This is a genomic window from Pseudomonas sp. JL27(2026) (genome assembly GCF_056933555.1).
Genome location: NZ_CM167794.1, coordinates 2,031,064 through 2,050,548, shown reverse-complemented (window position 1 = coordinate 2,050,548; position 19,485 = coordinate 2,031,064). Strand labels below are relative to the sequence as shown.

Annotated in this window: 17 protein-coding genes; 10 read left to right on the top strand and 7 right to left on the bottom strand. The window is 60.4% G+C overall.

Annotation, left to right across the window (positions count from 1 at the left end):
* Window positions 1-33: 33 nt before the first annotated feature.
* On the bottom strand, window positions 34-1,047 hold the full coding sequence (locus tag AC1Z1G_RS09295) for a metallophosphoesterase family protein (RefSeq protein ID WP_483626576.1): 1,014 nt from the start codon (window positions 1,045-1,047) through the stop codon (window positions 34-36).
* A gap of 249 nt (window positions 1,048-1,296) precedes the next feature.
* Between AC1Z1G_RS09295 and AC1Z1G_RS09290 the strand changes: the two genes are divergently transcribed.
* The 7 genes from AC1Z1G_RS09290 (at window position 1,297) to hemN (ending at window position 9,766) form a co-directional block, all read left to right on the top strand.
* Entirely contained in the window at window positions 1,297-2,295 is a 999-nt protein-coding gene (locus AC1Z1G_RS09290; RefSeq protein ID WP_483626574.1) for a metallophosphoesterase family protein, read from the top strand.
* 258 nt (window positions 2,296-2,553) lie between these two features.
* On the top strand, window positions 2,554-3,969 hold the full coding sequence (gene ccoG / locus AC1Z1G_RS09285) for a cytochrome c oxidase accessory protein CcoG (protein WP_483626572.1): 1,416 nt from the start codon (window positions 2,554-2,556) through the stop codon (window positions 3,967-3,969).
* 11 nt (window positions 3,970-3,980) lie between these two features.
* Entirely contained in the window at window positions 3,981-4,520 is a 540-nt protein-coding gene (locus AC1Z1G_RS09280; protein ID WP_483626570.1) for a FixH family protein, read from the top strand.
* Between the two features lie 212 nt (window positions 4,521-4,732).
* Window positions 4,733-7,138, top strand: a complete 2,406-nt coding sequence (locus AC1Z1G_RS09275) for a heavy metal translocating P-type ATPase (RefSeq protein WP_483626568.1) — start codon at window positions 4,733-4,735, stop codon at window positions 7,136-7,138.
* A 200-nt stretch (window positions 7,139-7,338) separates the two neighbouring features.
* Window positions 7,339-7,569, top strand: a complete 231-nt coding sequence (gene ccoS / locus AC1Z1G_RS09270) for a cbb3-type cytochrome oxidase assembly protein CcoS (RefSeq protein ID WP_483626566.1) — start codon at window positions 7,339-7,341, stop codon at window positions 7,567-7,569.
* Window positions 7,562-8,245 (top strand): sulfite exporter TauE/SafE family protein, encoded by a 684-nt coding sequence (locus AC1Z1G_RS09265; protein ID WP_483626564.1) that lies wholly within the window; start codon window positions 7,562-7,564, stop codon window positions 8,243-8,245. Before ccoS ends, AC1Z1G_RS09265 begins: the two co-directional genes overlap by 8 nt.
* Before the next feature lie 138 nt (window positions 8,246-8,383).
* Complete coding sequence (hemN, locus tag AC1Z1G_RS09260) at window positions 8,384-9,766, top strand: oxygen-independent coproporphyrinogen III oxidase (protein ID WP_483626562.1); 1,383 nt, start codon at window positions 8,384-8,386, stop codon at window positions 9,764-9,766.
* Here hemN and AC1Z1G_RS09255 read toward each other — a convergent pair.
* Window positions 9,763-10,242, bottom strand: coding sequence for a hypothetical protein (locus AC1Z1G_RS09255; protein ID WP_483626560.1), 480 nt, complete (start codon window positions 10,240-10,242; stop codon window positions 9,763-9,765). The two genes, hemN and AC1Z1G_RS09255, sit on opposite strands and share 4 nt — an antisense overlap.
* Before the next feature lie 153 nt (window positions 10,243-10,395).
* Here AC1Z1G_RS09255 and fnr point away from each other — a divergent pair, with 153 nt between their 5' ends.
* Both fnr and AC1Z1G_RS09245 read left to right on the top strand, forming a co-directional pair.
* A complete protein-coding gene (gene fnr, locus AC1Z1G_RS09250; protein ID WP_347905079.1) occupies window positions 10,396-11,130 on the top strand; it encodes a fumarate/nitrate reduction transcriptional regulator Fnr in 735 nt (244 codons plus the stop codon).
* Window positions 11,131-11,208: 78 nt separating this feature from the next.
* Window positions 11,209-11,757 carry an adenine phosphoribosyltransferase gene (locus AC1Z1G_RS09245; RefSeq protein ID WP_347905077.1) on the top strand — a complete coding sequence of 183 codons (549 nt, stop codon included), beginning with the start codon at window positions 11,209-11,211 and terminating at the stop codon, window positions 11,755-11,757.
* Window positions 11,758-11,894: 137 nt separating this feature from the next.
* On the opposite strand, the gene AC1Z1G_RS09240 is transcribed toward AC1Z1G_RS09245, so the two are convergent.
* The 4 genes from AC1Z1G_RS09240 to dnaX form a co-directional block, all read right to left on the bottom strand.
* Window positions 11,895-13,043, bottom strand: coding sequence for an acyl-CoA dehydrogenase family protein (locus AC1Z1G_RS09240; RefSeq protein ID WP_483626558.1), 1,149 nt, complete (start codon window positions 13,041-13,043; stop codon window positions 11,895-11,897).
* Window positions 13,044-13,221: 178 nt separating this feature from the next.
* Window positions 13,222-13,824 (bottom strand): recombination mediator RecR, encoded by a 603-nt coding sequence (gene recR / locus AC1Z1G_RS09235; RefSeq protein WP_483626557.1) that lies wholly within the window; start codon window positions 13,822-13,824, stop codon window positions 13,222-13,224.
* Between the two features lie 164 nt (window positions 13,825-13,988).
* The gene (locus AC1Z1G_RS09230) at window positions 13,989-14,327 is read right to left on the bottom strand and encodes a YbaB/EbfC family nucleoid-associated protein (RefSeq protein WP_347905073.1); all 339 of its coding nucleotides are present in this window, start codon (window positions 14,325-14,327) and stop codon (window positions 13,989-13,991) included.
* Between the two features lie 66 nt (window positions 14,328-14,393).
* Window positions 14,394-16,496, bottom strand: a complete 2,103-nt coding sequence (gene dnaX / locus AC1Z1G_RS09225; protein WP_483626556.1) for a DNA polymerase III subunit gamma/tau — start codon at window positions 16,494-16,496, stop codon at window positions 14,394-14,396.
* 288 nt (window positions 16,497-16,784) lie between these two features.
* Here dnaX and AC1Z1G_RS09220 point away from each other — a divergent pair, with 288 nt between their 5' ends.
* Window positions 16,785-17,543: a substrate-binding periplasmic protein gene (locus AC1Z1G_RS09220; protein ID WP_483626555.1), complete on the top strand. Its 759-nt coding sequence runs from the start codon at window positions 16,785-16,787 to the stop codon at window positions 17,541-17,543.
* Here the strand turns inward: AC1Z1G_RS09220 and AC1Z1G_RS09215 are convergent.
* Window positions 17,498-19,234 (bottom strand): putative bifunctional diguanylate cyclase/phosphodiesterase, encoded by a 1,737-nt coding sequence (locus AC1Z1G_RS09215; protein WP_483626554.1) that lies wholly within the window; start codon window positions 19,232-19,234, stop codon window positions 17,498-17,500. The genes AC1Z1G_RS09220 and AC1Z1G_RS09215 overlap by 46 nt on opposite strands.
* Window positions 19,235-19,485: the final 251 nt, after the last annotated feature.

Below are 19,485 nucleotides of genomic sequence, written 5' to 3'. Positions count from 1 at the left end.
GCGGGGCCGTTTTTATTGGGGCTTGTCAGCGGGTCACTTCACTGCAATAACATCGACTTCTCGAGGATTACGCCAGTCATTGCCATCAACAACACTGATCGCCAGTGTCTTTCGGTCATCAGAGAAACTGGCAAACAACCAGGTCTGCTGGGAAGCCGCGCCACTCAAAAATACCGGCACATCGCCGTAAATCTCTTCCCTGCCCCACCACCCGCGCCGCCCGGCGTGCTGATGCTCATGCCCTGCGAACACCGCAGTCACCCCATAGTCTTCGATCATTGTCCTGAACCTTGAAATCTGCTCGCTGCTGCCTTGCCATCTGGCGGGCTTATGCAGATTCAAGAGAATAATCTTTCCCTGAGCACGTGCCCGCTTCAGATCACGCTCCAGCCAATCGAGAGCCGGAGTGATTTCATAGACTGTAGAGCCAAGAAATACCCCGGAGGAAAATGTCACCTCGTAGGTAGGTTCGTTATGTAACTGAACAAGATGCACATCGCCGAAATTCTTTGAGTAGGCAAGGCTGCCGTAATAGATGGTGCTCGGCCAGGAAGACCTCGCGGCCAGATCCATATTCTCGACTTCCCCCCAATAACGGCTCTTCAGGTCGTCAATACTTCCTGCCGCACAATTATTCAGATAACAATCATTAACATTGTTCTGATAGTCATGATTGCCCAATCCATAATCATACAGTCCGTGAAGTTTCGCATCCAGAATCGACTTGATATACGTACGCTCGCCACCATGGCCGAAAGCCGTCAAGTCACCATTGATCATCACCGGCACCGCAGAGGCTCCACCCGCATTACGCCTGAACTCTGCAATGCTTTCATATTGTGTTTCAATCAGCCATTGAGAACGCTTCTGCGCTTGCGAACTGGACTCCGGCTCTCTGGCATCGGTCTTATCCGTCCAGGGGTATTGCGGATCAGACGCAAAGACCATGTGCCTAGGTAACGACTCGGCGACCGCCGAACTTACGACCGAAACCATCGCCAACAAGAGTGGCCAAACACTCATACTGCACTTATTCAACAAACTCATAGACGTCCATTTCCTCTAGCATTTAATGCTCACCGCACAACAGCGGCAGCCTGTCATGCAAACTAGCCACAGACACAATAAAACAACACTAAAAAACCAATAAAACATATGTCACTTCACCACTGGAAACATACTTTATCAACACAGGAGAATACTAATTAGCATAAACAAAGACACTCACATACAGTCGCCAGCACCAACTGGCTCCACACCAAACAAACACACTTCACAAAACGGAAATGGACTTCCATGAACCTTTCAAACCGCTGCAAACTCCTGACACTCCTGATCGCGGCTTACTTACCGGCCACGCACTCAATGGCCGCTGATCTTCAGCCACAGCACTTGGTATTCGCTTCGGACCCGAAATTTCCCTCAAGCGAGAAGTCCGACAGCAGAGAGCCCGAACCCATCGCAGACAAAGAAGCCCGATCGCGGTGGCTGATTGACGCCCAGTACAGCAGCATCGCCGACTTCAGAAGCCAGTCCGGCGGGGCCGCCGCCGTCCCGGTGATGATCAACGGCAACCTGACCGCCTCCGGAAGCAACAGCGAACGCTCTTACATCCACTCGGTGCTGCAGAACAAACTCAACAACTTCTATGACTACGGCCTGGGCAATCACGACTACGACTTCAATGTCGCGGGTTGCCCCGATTGCGCCGCGGGAAGCGTCAATGACCTCAAGGATCGTTACTGGGGGAAAGTCGAGAATATGGACCTCGCCGCCCGCGCTTCAGGCTTGACGAAAACCTGGTATGGGAGCCTGGCTTACTCTAAAGACGTGGGTGATGTTCATCTTGTTCAACTGCATAACGAGCCTACCTACGCAGTGAACTTTTCCACCGGGTCCATTTTCAGTACAACGGCCTATGAGATCACCTCATCCCTCGACTGGCTGGAGCGCGATCTGCAGCGGGCAAAGGCCCAAGGGAAAATCATCCTGCTGAACGTGCATCAGCCATTTAACTGGCCGGTCAAGGAAACCGAAATCATGCGGTTTACCAAGATGATTGAAGACTATGGCGTGACGGCCGTGTTCTCCGCCAACGCGCACACGCAAAGCGGAAAGTACCCGTCCAGCAATTACATCTACGGCGACATTCCCTTGTTTATGAGTGGCTCTGCGACCCGGCAAACCTGGCTGTATGCCAGCGTCTCCCCCGACAGAAAGCAACTGACGGTCAACACCATCGCCGGCAACGACTGGCGCAATCCCGTCGCCACATACACCACCCCGGTCAAGTAGAGAGCAGGACGACGCCAGCGGGCGATCCCGCTGGCATCGATGGCCAACAGCCAGGCAGCTATACTCAACAAGTCAATTGACCTGCATCATGATTTGTTACATTTGCTACACCATCCACGATTTTTCCCCAACGCGACCAAAGGTCGCACCCTTGCCCTAGAGCGACAGGCGTATCATTGCGCCACTGCAACACCCCTTTTTGACCGCGGTCGGCACGTACTGACCGAGGCATTTTTCCACTGCCGTGGGATGCAATAGATGAACAACCAGATTCCGGTACACGACGTCACCCCCCCCTCCAAGAACGCGAACAACAGCGTCGACCTTTACGCCTCTCGGGAAAAAATCTACACCCGCGCCTTCACCGGCCTGTTTCGCAACCTGCGGATGATGGGCGGCGCCGGGCTGTTCCTGCTGTATTTCGGTACGGTCTGGCTTAACTGGGGTGGCCATCAGGCCGTCTGGTGGAACCTGCCGGAGCGCAAATTCTTCATTTTCGGCGCCACCTTCTGGCCACAGGATTTCATCCTGCTCTCGGGCCTGCTGATCATCAGCGCTTTCGGCCTGTTCTTCATTACGGTGTATGCCGGACGCGTCTGGTGCGGCTATACCTGCCCGCAGAGTGTCTGGACCTGGATTTTCATGTGGTGCGAAAAGGTCACCGAAGGCGACCGCAACCAGCGCATCAAGCTCGACAAGGCGCCCATGAGCGCCAACAAATTCCTGCGCAAGTTCAGCAAACACAGCTTGTGGCTGCTGATCGGTTTCGTCACCGGCATGACCTTTGTCGGCTACTTCTCGCCAATTCGCGAACTGGTGATCGACTTCTTCACCGGGCAAGCCGATGGCTGGTCGTACTTCTGGGTCGGCTTCTTCACTTTCGCCACCTACGGCAACGCCGGTTGGCTGCGTGAACAAGTCTGCATCTACATGTGCCCTTATGCGCGCTTCCAGAGCGTGATGTTCGACAAAGACACCCTGATCGTCTCCTACGACCCGCGTCGCGGCGAAAGCCGTGGCCCGCGCAAGAAAGGCGCCGACTACAAGGCCCAGGGCCTGGGCGACTGCATCGACTGCACCATGTGCGTCCAGGTGTGCCCGACCGGCATCGACATCCGCGACGGCCTGCAAATCGAGTGCATCGGCTGCGCCGCGTGCATCGACGCCTGCGACAGCATCATGGACAAAATGGAATACCCGCGCGGGCTCATCAGCTACACCACCGAACACAACCTGTCCGGGCAGAAAACCCATAAGCTGCGCCCGCGCCTGGTGGGCTACGCCCTGGTGCTGCTGGCGATGATCAGCTTGTTGATTACCGCGTTCTTCATGCGCTCGCTGGTCGGTTTCGACGTCAGCAAGGACCGCGTGCTGTACCGCGAGAACGCCGAAGGCCGGATCGAAAACGTCTACAGCCTCAAAGTCATGAACAAAGACCAGCACGACCACACTTACTTGCTCGAAGCCTCCGGCCTGCCGGACCTCAAGCTGCAAGGCAAGCGAGAAATCAAAGTCGCCGCCGGGGAGATTTTCAGCATGCCGGTCGAGTTGTCGAGCGCGCCGGAACAACTGCCGTCGAGTACCAACGAGGTGAAGTTCATCCTCAAGGATGCCGATGACGACAGCGTCCACGTTGAAGCCAAGAGCCGATTCATCGGCCCACAAATCCGTTGAGAGAGATCATCATGCCCGCAGCAACTGCCACCAGCCCTTGGTACAAGCACCTTTGGCCCTGGATCATCATCGGGATCCTGGCCTGCTCGGTGACCCTGACCTTGTCCATGGTGACGATCGCCGTGAACAACCCGGACAACCTGGTCAACGACAACTACTACGAAGCCGGCAAAGGCATCAACCGCTCGCTGGACCGTGAACTGCTGGCCCAGACCCTGCAATTGCGTGCCAAGGTCCACCTGGACGAACTCACCGGCGAAGTCGAACTGCACCTGACCGGCAACAGCATGCCTGCGACCCTGGAGCTGAACCTGATCTCGCCAACCCAGCCGGAGAAGGATCGCAAGATCATCCTGACCCTCAGCGGCACCGAACAGGGCCGCTACGTGGGCCAACTGGGCGACAAGGTCGAAGGCCGTCGTTTCGTCGAGCTGCTGGGCAGCCAGGACGAGCACGTGTGGCGCATGTTCGAAGAGGAGCAGGTCAGCCACGACAAGAACCTGCTGCTCGGTGACGAACCGCTGCAGGGTGCGGAAGACCTGAAAAAGTAATCACCTTCAGAAGCCCCCTCACCCTAACCCTCTCCCCCAGGAGAGGGGACTGATCTCGAGCGCTTGCATGCTTTGTGTATGGCAGTGACGATATCGGCGACTGAACCTGTTTTTCCGGCTCACATCAATCAGCTCCCTCTCCCTCCGGGAGAGGGCTGGGGTGAGGGCAAGCGGACAACCCAAATGCAAGGGCTCACCCCCTCAACGATGCCATGACCACGCCAACGCCCTGCTACCACTGCGCCCTGCCCGTCCCTGCCGGCAGCCGGTTCACCGCCGTCGTGCTCGGCGAAACCCGCGAGCTCTGCTGCCCGGGCTGCCAGGCCGTGGCCGAAGCCATTGTCGCGGGCGGGCTTGAGCACTATTACAGCCACCGCAGCGAAGCCTCGGCCAACCCCGAAGCCTTGCCGGTGCAACTGATGGACGAGTTGGCGCTGTACGACCGCGCCGATGTCCAGCAACCCTTTGTCCGCCACGACGGCGACCTCGCCGAAGCCACGCTGCTGATGGAAGGCATCAGTTGCGCCGCCTGCGGCTGGCTGATCGAGAAACACCTGCGCAGCCTGCCGGCCGTGGCCGAGGCGCGATTGAACCTGTCCAACCATCGCCTGCATGTGCGCTGGGCCGACAGCCAGTTGCAACTGAGCCAGGTGCTCAACGAACTGCGCCACATCGGCTACGCCGCCCACCCTTATCAAGCCGACCGCGCCAGTGAACAACTGGCCAGCGAAAACCGCCTGGCCCTGCGCCAACTCGGCCTTGCCGGGTTGCTGTGGTTTCAGGCGATGATGGCGACCATGGCCACCTGGCCTGAATTCAACATCGACCTCAGCCCCGAGCTGCACACCATCCTGCGCTGGGTCGCGCTGTTCCTCACCACCCCCATCGTGTTCTACAGCTGCGCGCCGTTTTTCAAAGGCGCCATGCGCGACCTGCGCACCCGCCACCTGACCATGGACGTGTCGGTCTCACTGGCGATTGGCGGCGCTTATCTCGCCGGTATCTGGACGTCGATCACCGGAGTCGGCGAGCTGTATTTCGACGCCGTGGGCATGTTCGCCCTGTTCCTGCTGGCCGGTCGGTATCTGGAACGCCGTGCCCGCGAGCGCACCGCTGCCGCCACCGCGCAGCTTGTAAATCTATTGCCCGCGTCATGCCTGCGCCTGAGCGCGGACGGCCAGAGCGAGCGGATCCTGCTCAGCGAATTGCGCCTGGGTGACCACGTGCTGGTCCATCCCGGCGCCATCCTCCCGGCCGACGGCAAGATTCTCGATGGACAATCGAGCATCGACGAATCCCTGCTGACCGGCGAATACCTGCCACAACCTCGGGCCGTGGGCGATGCGGTCACCGCCGGCACCCTGAACGTCGAAGGCGCGCTGACCGTCGAAGTGCTGGCGCTGGGTCAGGACACTCGTCTGTCAGCCATCGTCCGGCTGCTGGACCGCGCCCAAGCCGAGAAGCCGCGCCTGGCCGAAATCGCCGACCGCGCCGCGCAATGGTTTTTACTGCTGTCGCTCATAGCCGCAGCGGCCATTGGTTTGCTGTGGTGGGAGCTGGACTCGTCCCGAGCGTTCTGGATTGTCCTCGCGATGCTGGTTGCGACCTGCCCTTGCGCCCTGTCGCTGGCGACACCGACCGCGCTGACCGCCGCTACCGGCACCCTGCACAAACTCGGCTTGCTGCTGACCCGCGGCCACGTACTCGAAGGCTTGAACCAGATCGACACGGTGATTTTCGACAAGACCGGCACCCTCACCGAAGGTCGCCTGGCCCTGCGCTTGATCCGCCCGTTAGGCGCGCTCGACAGCGATCAGTGCCTGGGGCTGGCCGCCGCACTCGAAAACCGCTCCGAACACCCGATTGCCCGCGCCTTTGGCCGGGCGCCCGTGGCGGCCGAAGAAGTGCTCAGCACACCGGGACTGGGCCTCGAAGGCCTGGTCAGCGACCAGCGCCTGCGCATTGGTCAGCCATCGTTTGTCTGCGCACTCAGTGGCTGTGCCGTGCCGCCGATGCCGGATGAGGCCGGTCAATGGCTGCTGTTGGGCGACAGCAGCGGCGCACTGGCGTGGTTCGTGCTCGATGACCGCCTGCGTGCCGACGCCCCCGCCCTGCTGGCGGCGTGCAAGGCACGCGGTTGGCGCACGCTGTTGTTGTCCGGCGACAGCTCGCCGATGGTGGCCAGCGTTGCCCTTGAGCTGGGCATCGATGAGGCCCGTGGCGGCTTGCGACCGGACGACAAGTTGCAGGTCTTGCAGCAGCTGCACAAGGAAGGTCGCAAGGTGTTGATGCTCGGCGACGGAGTCAACGACGTGCCGGTCCTGGCCGCCGCCGACATCAGCGTCGCCATGGGCTCGGCCACCGACCTTGCGAAAACCAGCGCCGACGCCGTCCTGCTGTCCAATCGCCTCGACGCCCTGGTGCAAGCCTTCAGCCTGGCACGGCGTACACGCCGAGTCATCATCGAGAACCTGCTCTGGGCGGGGCTGTACAATGGCCTCATGTTGCCGTTCGCCGCCCTCGGCTGGATCACTCCGGTGTGGGCCGCAATCGGTATGTCCATCAGTTCGTTGACCGTGGTGCTGAATGCCCTGCGCCTGACTCGCCAGATCACGTGAAAACTACTGCGCTCGGAAATACTGCGTTAAAAACAGGCTCGGAATGCTCATTTACAACCCGTAAACTCCGCTTCCTCGCCTGTTTTTGCCTTGCCTTTCCTTCGCTCGCTACGTTTTCACGCGACCTGGAAACAGACGATTGATAGGAAAGCAAAATCAACGTCCGCTACCGGTTTGATCCGGTCGGGCATGGAGTCCAGATGCCAGCTCTTTACGTGATGATCCCGGCCGCACTGCTGATCGTGGCCATCGCCATTTACATCTTCTTCTGGGCGGTCGACAGCGGTCAGTACGACGACCTCGACGGCCCGGCCCATAGCATTTTGTTCGACGATCAGGATCCTCAGCACCAGGCTGCCGTCGACGAAGCAACCGGCAAACCGCCAACCGATCCGACCCCGCCCACCGACAAGGCCCCACCCCATGTTTGAACTGGCGCCACTGCTGGTCTCCGCTGTCATCCTCGGCCTGCTGGGCGGTGGCCATTGCCTGGGCATGTGTGGCGGCTTGATGGGCGCGCTGACCCTGGCGATCCCCAAGGAGCAGCGCAGTCGGCGGTTCCGGCTGCTGCTGGCGTACAACCTGGGACGGATTCTCAGCTACGCCACGGCGGGCCTGCTGATCGGTCTCGCCGGTTGGGCGGTAGCCAACAGTCCGATGGCATTGTTCATGCGGATTCTGGCCGGGCTGCTGCTGATCTCCATGGGCTTGTACCTGGCCGGTTGGTGGAGCGGGCTGACCCGCATCGAAAGCCTGGGCCGCGGCCTGTGGCGGCACGTGCAGCCGGTTGCCACCCGTTTGCTGCCGGTCTCCAGCCTGCCGCGCGCGTTGCTGCTGGGCGCGCTCTGGGGCTGGCTGCCATGCGGCCTGGTTTACAGTACGCTGCTGTGGTCGGCGAGCCAGGGCAACGCCGTCGATAGCGCGCTGCTGATGCTCGCTTTCGGCCTCGGTACCTGGCCAGTGCTGCTCGCCACCGGCCTGGCCGCCGAACGGGTCACCGCCCTGCTGCGCAAACGCAGCGTGCGCATGACCGGCGGGATTCTGGTGATGCTGTTCGGCATCTGGACCCTGCCGGGGCCGCATCAGCATTGGCTGATGGGGCACTAACCCTGTGGCGAGGGAGTTTGCCCCCTCGCCACAAAAGCCAAACACAGCCATCAACCACCGTTGATGCAAATCAAGATGCCCTAACGCCGCACCCCCTAGACTCGCTCACACTGCAAGCCTATCCGGGGGAATGCCCGCATGCTCGACGCCATTCGTTGGGACACAGATCTGATCCGCCGCTATGACTTGGCGGGACCTCGCTACACCTCCTACCCGACCGCGGTGCAATTCAACAGCCAGGTCGGCACCTTCGATTTGCTGCACGCCCTGCGCGACAGCCGCAAGGCCCTCAGGCCGTTGTCGCTGTACGTGCATGTGCCGTTCTGCGCGAACATTTGCTACTACTGCGCCTGCAACAAGGTCATCACCAAGGACCGTGGTCGCGCCCTGCCCTATTTGCAGCGCCTGGAGCAGGAAATCCAGCTGATCGCCTGCCACCTCGACCCGAACCAGAAAGTCGAGCAACTGCACTTTGGCGGCGGCACCCCGACCTTTCTCAGCCACGATGAACTGCGCCAGTTGATGGCCCAGTTGCGCAAGCACTTCAACTTGCTGGACGACGATTCGGGTGACTACGGCATCGAGATCGACCCGCGTGAAGCCGACTGGTCGACCATGGGCCTGTTGCGCGAGCTGGGCTTCAATCGGGTGAGCATCGGCCTGCAAGACCTCGACCCGGCCGTACAGCGCGCGGTCAACCGCCTGCAAAGCCTGGAAGAAACCCGCGCGGTGATTGAAGCCGCCCGTACCTTGCAGTTTCGTTCGATCAACATCGACCTGATCTATGGCCTGCCCAAGCAGACGCCGGAAAACTTCGCCCGCACCGTGGACGAAGTCATCAGCCTGCAACCGGACCGGCTCTCGGTGTTCAACTACGCGCACTTGCCGGAACGCTTCATGCCGCAACGGCGCATCAACGGCAACGAACTGCCAGCGCCTGCCGACAAACTGAAGATGCTCCAGAACACCATCGAGCAACTGACCGCGGCCGGGTATCGCTACATCGGCATGGACCACTTCGCCCTGCCCGACGACGAACTCGCCATCGCCCAGGAAGAGTCGACGTTGCAGCGCAATTTCCAGGGGTACACCACCCATGGCCATTGCGACCTGATCGGGCTGGGCGTGTCGGCCATCAGCCAGATTGGCGACCTGTACTGCCAGAACAGCAGCGACCTCAACCAGTACCAGAACGCCCTGGCCAGCGCGCAATTGGGCACCAGCCGGGGCCTGGTGTGCAATCAGGACGACCGCCTGCGCCGGGAGGTGATTCAACAGCTGATTTGCAACTTCAGCCTTGAGTTCGCCGTGATCGAGAAAGCGTTCAACATCGATTTTCGCGGTTACTTCGGCGAGCTTTGGCCGCAGTTGCAGGCCATGGCGGATGACGGCCTGATCGAACTCGACAGCGAGAAAATCACTGTGCTGCCCGCTGGCCGGTTGCTGGTGCGCTCGGTGTGCATGGTGTTCGATGCGTACCTGGAACAGCAGAACCGCCAGCGTTTCTCTCGGGTAATTTAAGGCTTCATCAACAAAGAGGCTGCCTTCATCACCTGATCAGCGCTCAAACCCGCCTGCTTCATGGCTTTGGCCAATGAAGCATTGGCGGTAATCAAGCCGCTGCTGATCCCGGCGATGGCCGATTGCAAGGCGCTCACCTTGGCACGCATCTGCTCCGGCGTCAGGCTCTTGTCCGTCATCACCGCTTGCAGCTCGGTCATTTTCTCGGTGAATTGGCGCTGCAACTTACGAATCATTTTCAGGATTTGCTGAATGTTGTCCGGCAACCCGCTTTCTTCAATATCGCTGTCGGCGCCCTTGGCACCGGACGATTTGTTCAAACCGGTACCAGACAACGAAACTTTAATTCCCTCGGCCAAGGCCGGCGCTTCAAACAGCGGCGGTGGGGCGACTTCATCGTCAGCACCGTTTTTCAGCAGTTCGGTCAACGGCTGCAAGCCGCTGTTGCCGCTGGTGGGGCCACCAATGGAGGACATGAGCACGGTTCCTTGTGGGTATCGAATAACAGGCTATCGGCCGGTGCGACGGGAGCTTTATGGCTCTGTGCCATTACGGCACAGGCTGGCCTCAAGGTCCTTGGGTGGGTTACCCTTACGGCTTATGTGTGATTTCCCACAAGGATTTAAGAAATGTCCGAGCCAGTAAAACTGCGCGCTCATAACCAGGCCCATTGCAAGGATTGCAGCCTGGCCCCTCTCTGCCTGCCACTTTCGCTGAATCTGGAAGACATGGAAGCGCTGGACGAAATCGTCAAACGTGGTCGCCCGCTGAAAAAGGGCGAGTTTCTGTTTCGCCAGGGTGACCAGTTCGATTCCGTCTTTGCAGTACGCTCCGGCGCCTTGAAAACCTTCAGCCTGAGCGACAGCGGCGAAGAGCAGATCACCGGTTTCCACCTGCCGAGCGAACTCGTCGGGTTGTCGGGCATGGACACCGAAAGCCATCCGGTGTCGGCCCAGGCGCTGGAAACCACCTCGGTCTGTGAAATCCCTTTCGAGCGCCTTGACGAACTGGCCCTGCAATTGCCGCAGTTGCGTCGTCAGTTGATGCGGGTAATGAGCCGCGAGATTCGCGACGATCAGCAAATGATGCTGCTGCTTTCCAAGAAAACCGCCGATGAGCGCATCGCAACCTTCCTGGTCAACCTCTCTGCCCGTTTCCGCGCTCGCGGTTTCTCGGCCAATCAGTTCCGCCTGAGCATGTCGCGCAACGAAATCGGCAATTACCTGGGGCTGGCGGTGGAAACCGTGTCCCGAGTCTTTACGCGCTTCCAGCAAAACGAGCTGATCGCCGCCGAAGGCAAGGAAGTGCACATTCTGGACCCGATCCAGCTCTGCGCGCTGGCTGGCGGCTCGGTCGAAGGCTGACCGTACGAAGGCGGCTGAGCGAACCTGCCCAGCCGCCGTTATACTGCGGCGTTTGCAGCCCGCCAGGACACTTCGACGATGCTCATCGACGCCTTCGACATCAAATCCCTGATCCGCCCCGTGATCGATTTCCCCAAGCCGGGCGTGATCTTTCGCGACATCACGCCGCTGTTTCAGTCGCCCAAGGCCCTGCGCCTGGTGATGGACAGCTTTGCCCACCGCTATGTCGAGGCTGACTTCACCCACATCGGCGCGATGGATGCCCGTGGCTTTCTGATTGGCTCCGTTCTCGCCTATCAACTCAACAAGCCGCTGGTGCTGTTCCGCAAGCAAGGCAAACTGCCGGCCGACGTGCTGGCCGAGGGTTACCAGACCGAATACGGCGAAGCCTTTCTGGAAGTCCATGCCGACAGTCTGTGCGAAGGCGACTCGGTGCTGATGTTCGATGACCTGATCGCCACGGGCGGGACGCTGATTGCTGCGGCCAACCTGGCTCGACGTATGGGTGCACGGATTTTCGAAGCCGCGGCGATTATCGACCTGCCGGAACTGGGCGGCTCCCAACGCCTGGAAGACATGGGCATCCCGACGTTCTGCCTGACGCAGTTTGCGCTGACCGACAAATAACCCGGCACCTGGGCTAACGCCATCGCGAGCAGACTCACTCCCACACCGAACCGTATCTACCTTGCGGACGCAGTCAACTGTGGGAGCGGGCTTGCTCGCGAAGGCGTCAGTCGCAACGCCACACATATCTACCCCTGCTAAAGCCCCATCTGCTTGGCGATGATTTCATTCATCACCTCACGCGTACCGCCGCCAATCGACAAAATCCGGTTGTCGCGGTACAGCCGCTCCACCAGGCTTTCACGCATATAGCCCAGGCCGCCCAAAATCTGCACCGCGTCGCTGGTGATGCGATCGGCGGTATCGGTGGCAAAATTCTTGGCCATGGATATCTCCTTGATCACACTCTGCCCGGCAGCCATTTTCGCGGCCTGCCGATAAGTGAACTCCCTGGAGACTTCCAGCGCCGTGGCCATTTCCGCCAACCGATGCTTGAGTACCTGGAACTTGCCTATCGGCTTGCCGAACGCTTCACGCTGCCGCGCCCATTTCAGGCTTTCTTCCAGCGCCAGTTGCGCCGTCATGTTGGCCATGAGCGCCAGCGCCAGGCGTTCGCCCTGGAAGTTGCCCATGATGCAGGCGAACCCCATGTTTTCGGCACCAATCAGACTGCTGGCCGGCACACGGCAATCGTCAAAGAACAACTCGGCCGTGTCTGACGCCCACCAGCCCATTTTCTTCAACTGACGTCCTACCGTGAAACCCGGCGTGCCTTTCTCGATCATCAACAAGCTGATACCACCAAAACCCGGCGCACCGGTACGCACCGCGACGGTGTAGAAATCCGCACGTACGCCGCTGGTGATATAAGTTTTGCTGCCACTGACGCGATAACAGCCGCCGTCTCGCACGGCACGGGTTTGCAGGTTGGCCACGTCCGAACCACCGCTGGGCTCGGTGATCGCCAGGGCGCTGATTTTTTCGCCACGGAGCACCTGAGGCACCACCCGCTCACGAACCTCGGGCGAGGCCCACTTGAGGATCGGTGGCAGGCCGATGTCCAGCGAACCCAACCCCGCGACCAGCCCACCAGACCCACAGCGCATCAGCTCTTCGCTGGCGGCAATCTTGGCGAACAGGTCGCCTTCGTGGCTGCCGCCCAGCGCCTCGGGGTAGCCGATGCCCAGAATGCCCGCAGCACCGGCCTTGAGGTACAGCTCACGGGGAAAGCTCTCGGCTTCTTCCCACCGGTCAATGTCCGGCAAGATCTCGCGCTCGACGAAACGCCTGACGCTGTCGCGGACCATTTGATGGCTGGGGTCGAAGTATTCCTGACAAGCGGGCATCGGCGATCTCCACTGAAGGTTCAGTGAAGCTACCGAGCGCTTGCTTGGTTTTCAACAGGAATCTGTGAATCAGATAGACCGGGCTGCCTGCATCGCGAGCAGGCTCCCACAGGGATTTAGTGAACGCCGAAAGCCCAATGCCGGAGCGAGCCTGCTCGCGATGGCGTGAGTGCAGGCACTACAAGGCAATCGGCTTACGCCCGGCAAACGAATGCGCCAGCGTGCCGCCATCCACCAGTTCCAACTCCCCCCCCAACGGCACGCCGTGGGCAATGCGCGAGGTGATCAGGCCTTTGTTGCTGAGCAACTGCGCGATGTAATGGGCCGTGGCTTCGCCTTCAACCGTCGGGTTGGTGGCCAGAATGATCTCGGTGAAACTACCCTGCGCTTCGATCCGTGCCAGCAACTGCGGGATGCCGATGGCTTCAGGCCCCAAGCCATCGAGCGGCGACAAATGGCCTTTGAGCACGAAGTAGCGGCCACGGAAACCGGTCTGCTCCACGGCGTAAACATCCATCGGGCCTTCCACCACGCAGAGCAACGTGTCATCGCGGCGGGTGTCCGAACATTGCGGGCACAAATCATCTTCAGTCAGCGTACGGCACAGCCGGCAATGCCCCACCCCTTCCATGGCCTGGCTCAACGCCTGGGCCAGTCGCAAACCACCGCTGCGATCACGCTCAAGCAGTTGCAGCGCCATGCGCTGGGCGGTTTTCTGACCCACGCCGGGCAAAGTGCGCAGGGCGTCGATCAGTTGGCGAATCAGGGGGCTGAAGCTCATGGGGAAAGGTCCGACAAATCAACGAGACGCGGTTTATACCCGCGCCTCTCACTAGCGTCAAATGCTCAGGGAAGGTGGCCTGACAGACAACACCTTTGCAGCGGACAAAAAAATGCCAGGCGCAATGCCTGGCATTTTTAGTCCCTCCAACCCGCTTCAGCGAATCAGAATGGCAGCTTCATGCCCGGCGGCAGTTGCATGCCCGCGGTCATGCCGGACATTTTGTCCTGGCTGTTGGCTTCGATCTTGCGCACGGCGTCGTTGACGGCAGCGGCGAACAAGGCTTCCAGCATTTCCTTGTCGTCTTCGCTCAGGCCTTCAACCAGGCTTGGGTCAACGGTCACGCGCTTGACGTCATGACGACCGGTCATCACCACAGTGACCATATCGCCACCCGCCTTGCCGGTGACTTCGGCGTTGGCCAGTTCTTCCTGCATCTTGGCCATTTTTTCCTGCATCTGCTGCGCCTGCTTCATCAGGCCGGCCATGCCACCTTTCATCATGGGAATCACCTCAAAGTACTTGGATAAAAACAGCGCCCGGCCACACAGGCCAAGCGCCTTCAGTTATTAGCCCTGGCTGACCAGAGCCTCGACAGGTTCAATAGTATCGTTACGGATCACCGCGCCGAACTGTTGGATCATTTGCTGGATGAGCGGATCGCCGTGGATCGAGTCTTCCGCTTCACGCTGGCGGTCGGCACGACGGCGCGACGCTGCCTGGGCCGGGGTTTCCTGCTCGGGCTTGATCAGCTCGATGCTCACCGTCAGGGTGTGCTGGTGATACTGGTTCAGGGCATCGTTCAGGCGACGCTGCTGGGTCGCGTTGAACAACGCACTGTGGGCCGGGTCCAGGTGCAGCGACCAGTGGTCGCCCTCGACCGAAATCAGCGTGCAGTTGGCGGCGATGCTGCCGGTCATGCCGGAAATCGACAGCTTCGGGAACAGTTCCAGCCATTGCAGCGCCAGGCCGGTGGCCGGCATCGCGGCCGGCTCAGGCTCGGGTTCCGGCGCAGGCTCAGCGGTATGTTCGCTGGCCAGATCGTCCAGGTAACTGTAGGCCGAATCCATGTCCGGTTCGATGTAGTCTTCGTCCAGAGGCGGTTCGTCGTCCAGGTCCATGCCCGGCGTCGCCGCATCAACATCGGCCACTGACGGCTCGGGAATCGGCGCAGCGGCCCATTCCGGAGCCTCGGGCACCACGCTGTCCGGCACAGGCGCGGGCATCGGCGTCAGGTCAGGCTGCTCGGCAACCGTCTCCAGCACCGGCTCGACGGCTGGTTGCTGAACAGCCTCGGGTTCAACCGGATCGTTCCAGGGCAGGTCGATGACTTCTTCAACGACCGCCACCGGCTCAATCACTGGCTCGGGCACGACCATCGGCGCAACCGGCTCAGGGGTCGGCACAGGCGCAGGTGCGACCACCTCGGCCACCGGTTGCACCGGCGCCGCCACTGGCTCGGTAACAACGGCTGCGGGAGCGACTACCGGCGCAGTACGAGGCGCGGCAGCCACGGCGTTTGCGGAATCAACTGTGGCCTGGCTGATCCCCACTGGCTTTAGCGGCTGCCTCGGCGCGTCTGTGGTGTCCGCCGGTCGGAACGCGAGCATGCGCAGCAACACCATTTCGAAACCGCCACGCGGGTCGGGCGCCAGTGGCAAATCGCGGCGGCCAATCAGGCCCATCTGGTAATAGAACTGCACGTCTTCGGCAGGCAGGGCCTGGGCGAGTGCCAACACCCGGTCGCGGTCGCCGTGGCCATTGTCGACGCCTTCCGGCAGGGCCTGGGCGATGGCGACACGGTGCAGCACGTTGAGAATTTCAGACAGCACGCCATTCCAGTCCGGGCCTTGCTCAGCCAGGTGCCGCACTGCTTCGAGCAACGCTTTGGCGTCACCCTCGATCAAGGAGTGCAGCACGTCGTAGACCTGGCCATGGTCGAGCGTGCCGAGCATGGCACGCACATCGGCCGCCATGACTTTGCCTTCACCGAAAGCAATGGCCTGGTCAGTGAGGCTCATGGCGTCACGCATGGAGCCGTCGGCAGCACGGCCCAACAGCCACAGCGCGTCGTCTTCGAACGGTACGTTCTCGACTCCCAGCACGTGGGTCAAATGCTCGACCACACGCTCCGGCGTCATGTTTTTCAGCGAGAACTGCAGGCACCGCGACAGAATCGTTGCAGGAAGTTTCTGCGGGTCGGTGGTCGCCAGGATGAACTTGACGTAGGGCGGCGGCTCTTCAAGGGTTTTCAACAGCGCATTGAAGGAATGGCTGGAAAGCATGTGCACTTCGTCGATCAGGTAGACCTTGAAGCGCCCACGGCTTGGCGCGTACTGCACGTTGTCGAGCAGCTCGCGGGTGTCCTCGACCTTGGTCCGGCTCGCGGCGTCGATCTCGATCAGGTCGACAAAGCGCCCCTCATCGATTTCGCGGCACACCGAGCACTCGCCACACGGCGTCGAAGTGATACCTGTTTCACAGTTCAGGCATTTGGCAATGATCCGCGCAATGGTGGTCTTGCCCACCCCGCGCGTGCCGGTAAATAAATAGGCATGGTGCAGCCGCTGGCTGTCCAAGGCATTGATCAGAGCCTTGAGCACATGGGTCTGGCCGACCATTTCGCGGAACGAGCGCGGACGCCATTTACGTGCAAGAACCTGATAACTCATCGAAAACCGTCGCGACTGGGAAGCGGAAGCCGGTAATGCTAGCGGAGCAAGGACGAAATTGCATCCGGTGTCCTCCTCTAATCTGGCTAAGCTGCCTCATGCAGACCGTGTGAAAACTACTGCGCTCGACAATCCTGCGTTAAAAATAGGCTCGGAATGCTTATTTACAACACGCAAACTCCTCTTCCTCGCCTGTTTTTGCCGTGTCTTGCCTTCGCTCGTTACATTTGCACACGGCCTGCATGGGCGGCTTTTTCTCGACCTTGCAGTGTTCTCACCGGAGCGTCTATGCGTTCAACCCTGGGGGCTTTGCTGTTGATCTGCGCCAATGGCGTTGCCAGCGAGGCGCCCTTGCGTTTCTCGGTGGCCGACAGCTGGGCCATGCCCATGGTGCAAATTGATCGCGGTCGTCCGGTCCAGGGCATCTTGCACGACGTGATGCTCAGCCTGGCCACCCAGGTGGGTCGCCCCGCCGAGTTCCATGTGCTGGCCCGCGCGCGGGTGCAAAGCGCGATGGAACACGGTGAAATTGATATTCGCTGTTACACCGCACAATCCTGGCTGCCAAATCAGCCCGGCGACTACCTCTGGAGCGTCCCGCTGTGGTTTCAGCGTGACCTGCTGATCAGCAGCGATCCCGCGCCGGTGACCCTCGCCAACCTGACCACGCAACCGGTCGGCACCGTGCTCAGCTACAGCTACCCGACCCTGCAACCGTTGTTCGACAACGGCCGATTGCAACGCGACGATGCACGCAGCCAGGATCAGGTGCTGCAAAAGCTCCTGGCCGGCCGCTATCGTTATGCCGTCAGCAATCAATGGACACTGGACTGGCTCAACCATCAACTGCTGCCCGAACGGCAACTGCATGGCGTTGCGGTGTTGCAGGAACAAAGCGTCGGCTGCTACGTACGCAATGACCCCACACTGCCCGTGCAACTGATTTTGCAGACCCTGCTGAAGATGAAAATGTCAGGCGAGATCGACGACATCATCAAACTCTATACCGGCACCGACGAAGCCTCGCTCACCGCACCAACGCCCTGAACAGCCTGCGCCAGCCACTGGGCAGGCGCCACAAACGCTGCGACCCAGCCAGGTACCTCGCTGGCCGGCATCGGCCGGGCAATGAAGTAACCCTGCGCCACCTCACAGCCCAGGCGCAGCAGCAGTTGGCCGTGCTCAAGACTTTCCAGGCCCTCGGCAATCACTTCCCGGCCAAACGCCCGGGCTAGTCCGATCACTGCCGTGGTCAGGGCCAGGTCGTCACGGTCATGCAGAATGTCGCGCACAAATGATTTGTCGATCTTGATGGTTTGCGTGCGCAGCCGTTTCAAGTAGCTGAGCGAGGAATACCCCGTACCGAAGTCCCCCAGTGAAAATTTCACCCCCAGCGCCTGACACGCCTGCAAACAGGTGCTGACGTGCTGGATGTTCTCCACCGCCACCGACTCGACAATCTCCAGGTCAAGCAACTGCGGCGCAACATGCGGGTGACGTTCAAGCACCCCCTTGAGACGCTCGACAAAATCGGTTCGCTGAAAATGCCGAGCCGCGATGTTCACACTGACCGGCCAGCTCTGCCCCGCCGCCTGCCAGCGCTCAAGCAACACCATGACCTGCTCCATCACCCACTCGCCGATATCGACAATCAGGTCCGTCTCTTCCACCAGCGGCAGAAATTCCTTGGGGGGCACCACGCCATTGTGCGGGTGTTCCCAGCGCAGCAACGCCTCGAACCCCACCACCTCGCCGCAGCGCATATTGACCTTGGGCTGAAAGTGCAGGCACAGCTCGCCACCGGCCAGCGCCTGCCGCACGCGCTCGACGGTTTGATGAGTCGCCTTGACCTCGCGGTCGCGCAGCACATCGAACAAATGAAAACGGTTGCGCCCGCCCTGCTTCGCCACATACATGGCCTGGTCCGCATGACGCAGCAAGGTCTGCGCGTCTTCGTTATCCAGCGGAAACAAGGTGACGCCAATGCTGGCAAACACATTGATGTCCTTGCCCAGGATCGAGTACGGCGTGGAAATCACCCCCAGCACCCGATGCAGTGCCGCGCGCAGTTCGGGGAGGTCACGCACATAGCGCAGGATCAGCACGAACTCGTCACCGGCCAACCGCGCCACCACGTCTTCGCCCCGCACGATGCCGCGCAAGCGCTTGGCCACTTCCACCAGCAACATATCGCCGCTGGCGTGGCCATAACCGTCATTCACAGCCTTGAAACCGTCGAGGTCGAGCATGCACACGGCCAGCGGGATATTCTCCTTGCGGGAGAACTCCAGGGCCTGGTCGAGCAACTCGGAGAGAAACGCCCGATTGGGCAGGCCGGTCAGCACGTCATGGCCGACCCGCCATTGAAGAGACTGCAGCACACGGCGCTTTTCGCTGATGTCAAAGCGAATCGACAGGTAGCGTGTCACCCGCCCGGTCATCTCATCAAGGATCGGCACCATGGTGCTGTCGACCCAATACAGGCTTCCATCCTTGGCGCGGTTGCAGATTTCACCCTTCCAGACCTTGCCCAGGGCGATGGTGCGCCACATGGTTGCGAAGAAGTCCGCGGCATGCAGGCCGGAATTGAGGATTCGGTGATTGGCGCCCAACAACTCTTCACGGCTGTAGCCCGAGACCGTGCAAAACAGGTCGTTGGCGTAGGTGATCCGGCCGGCCAGGTCGGTTTCGGAAAAGATGGCGGCGGCATCCACGGCCCTACGGTACTTCTCATCCATGAGTCAGGCTCACTGTGGCTAGCGGGTACACCGCTCGACCAGGGCATGACGCCCGGAAGAGATGTACGGAACGGCTTCGCAACGACAAAGATCAACTAGGATCAAATAAGGCATCAGGTCACACTGAAAGACGCAGCGTTGGCGTCGATAAATGCATCGATGGCACCACGGCCAATCTTCGGCCTGTATCAGTGTGCAAAACGCAATGAATTCCTGTTTCGCAGACCCCGGCTTCTGAAACCAGGTCACCA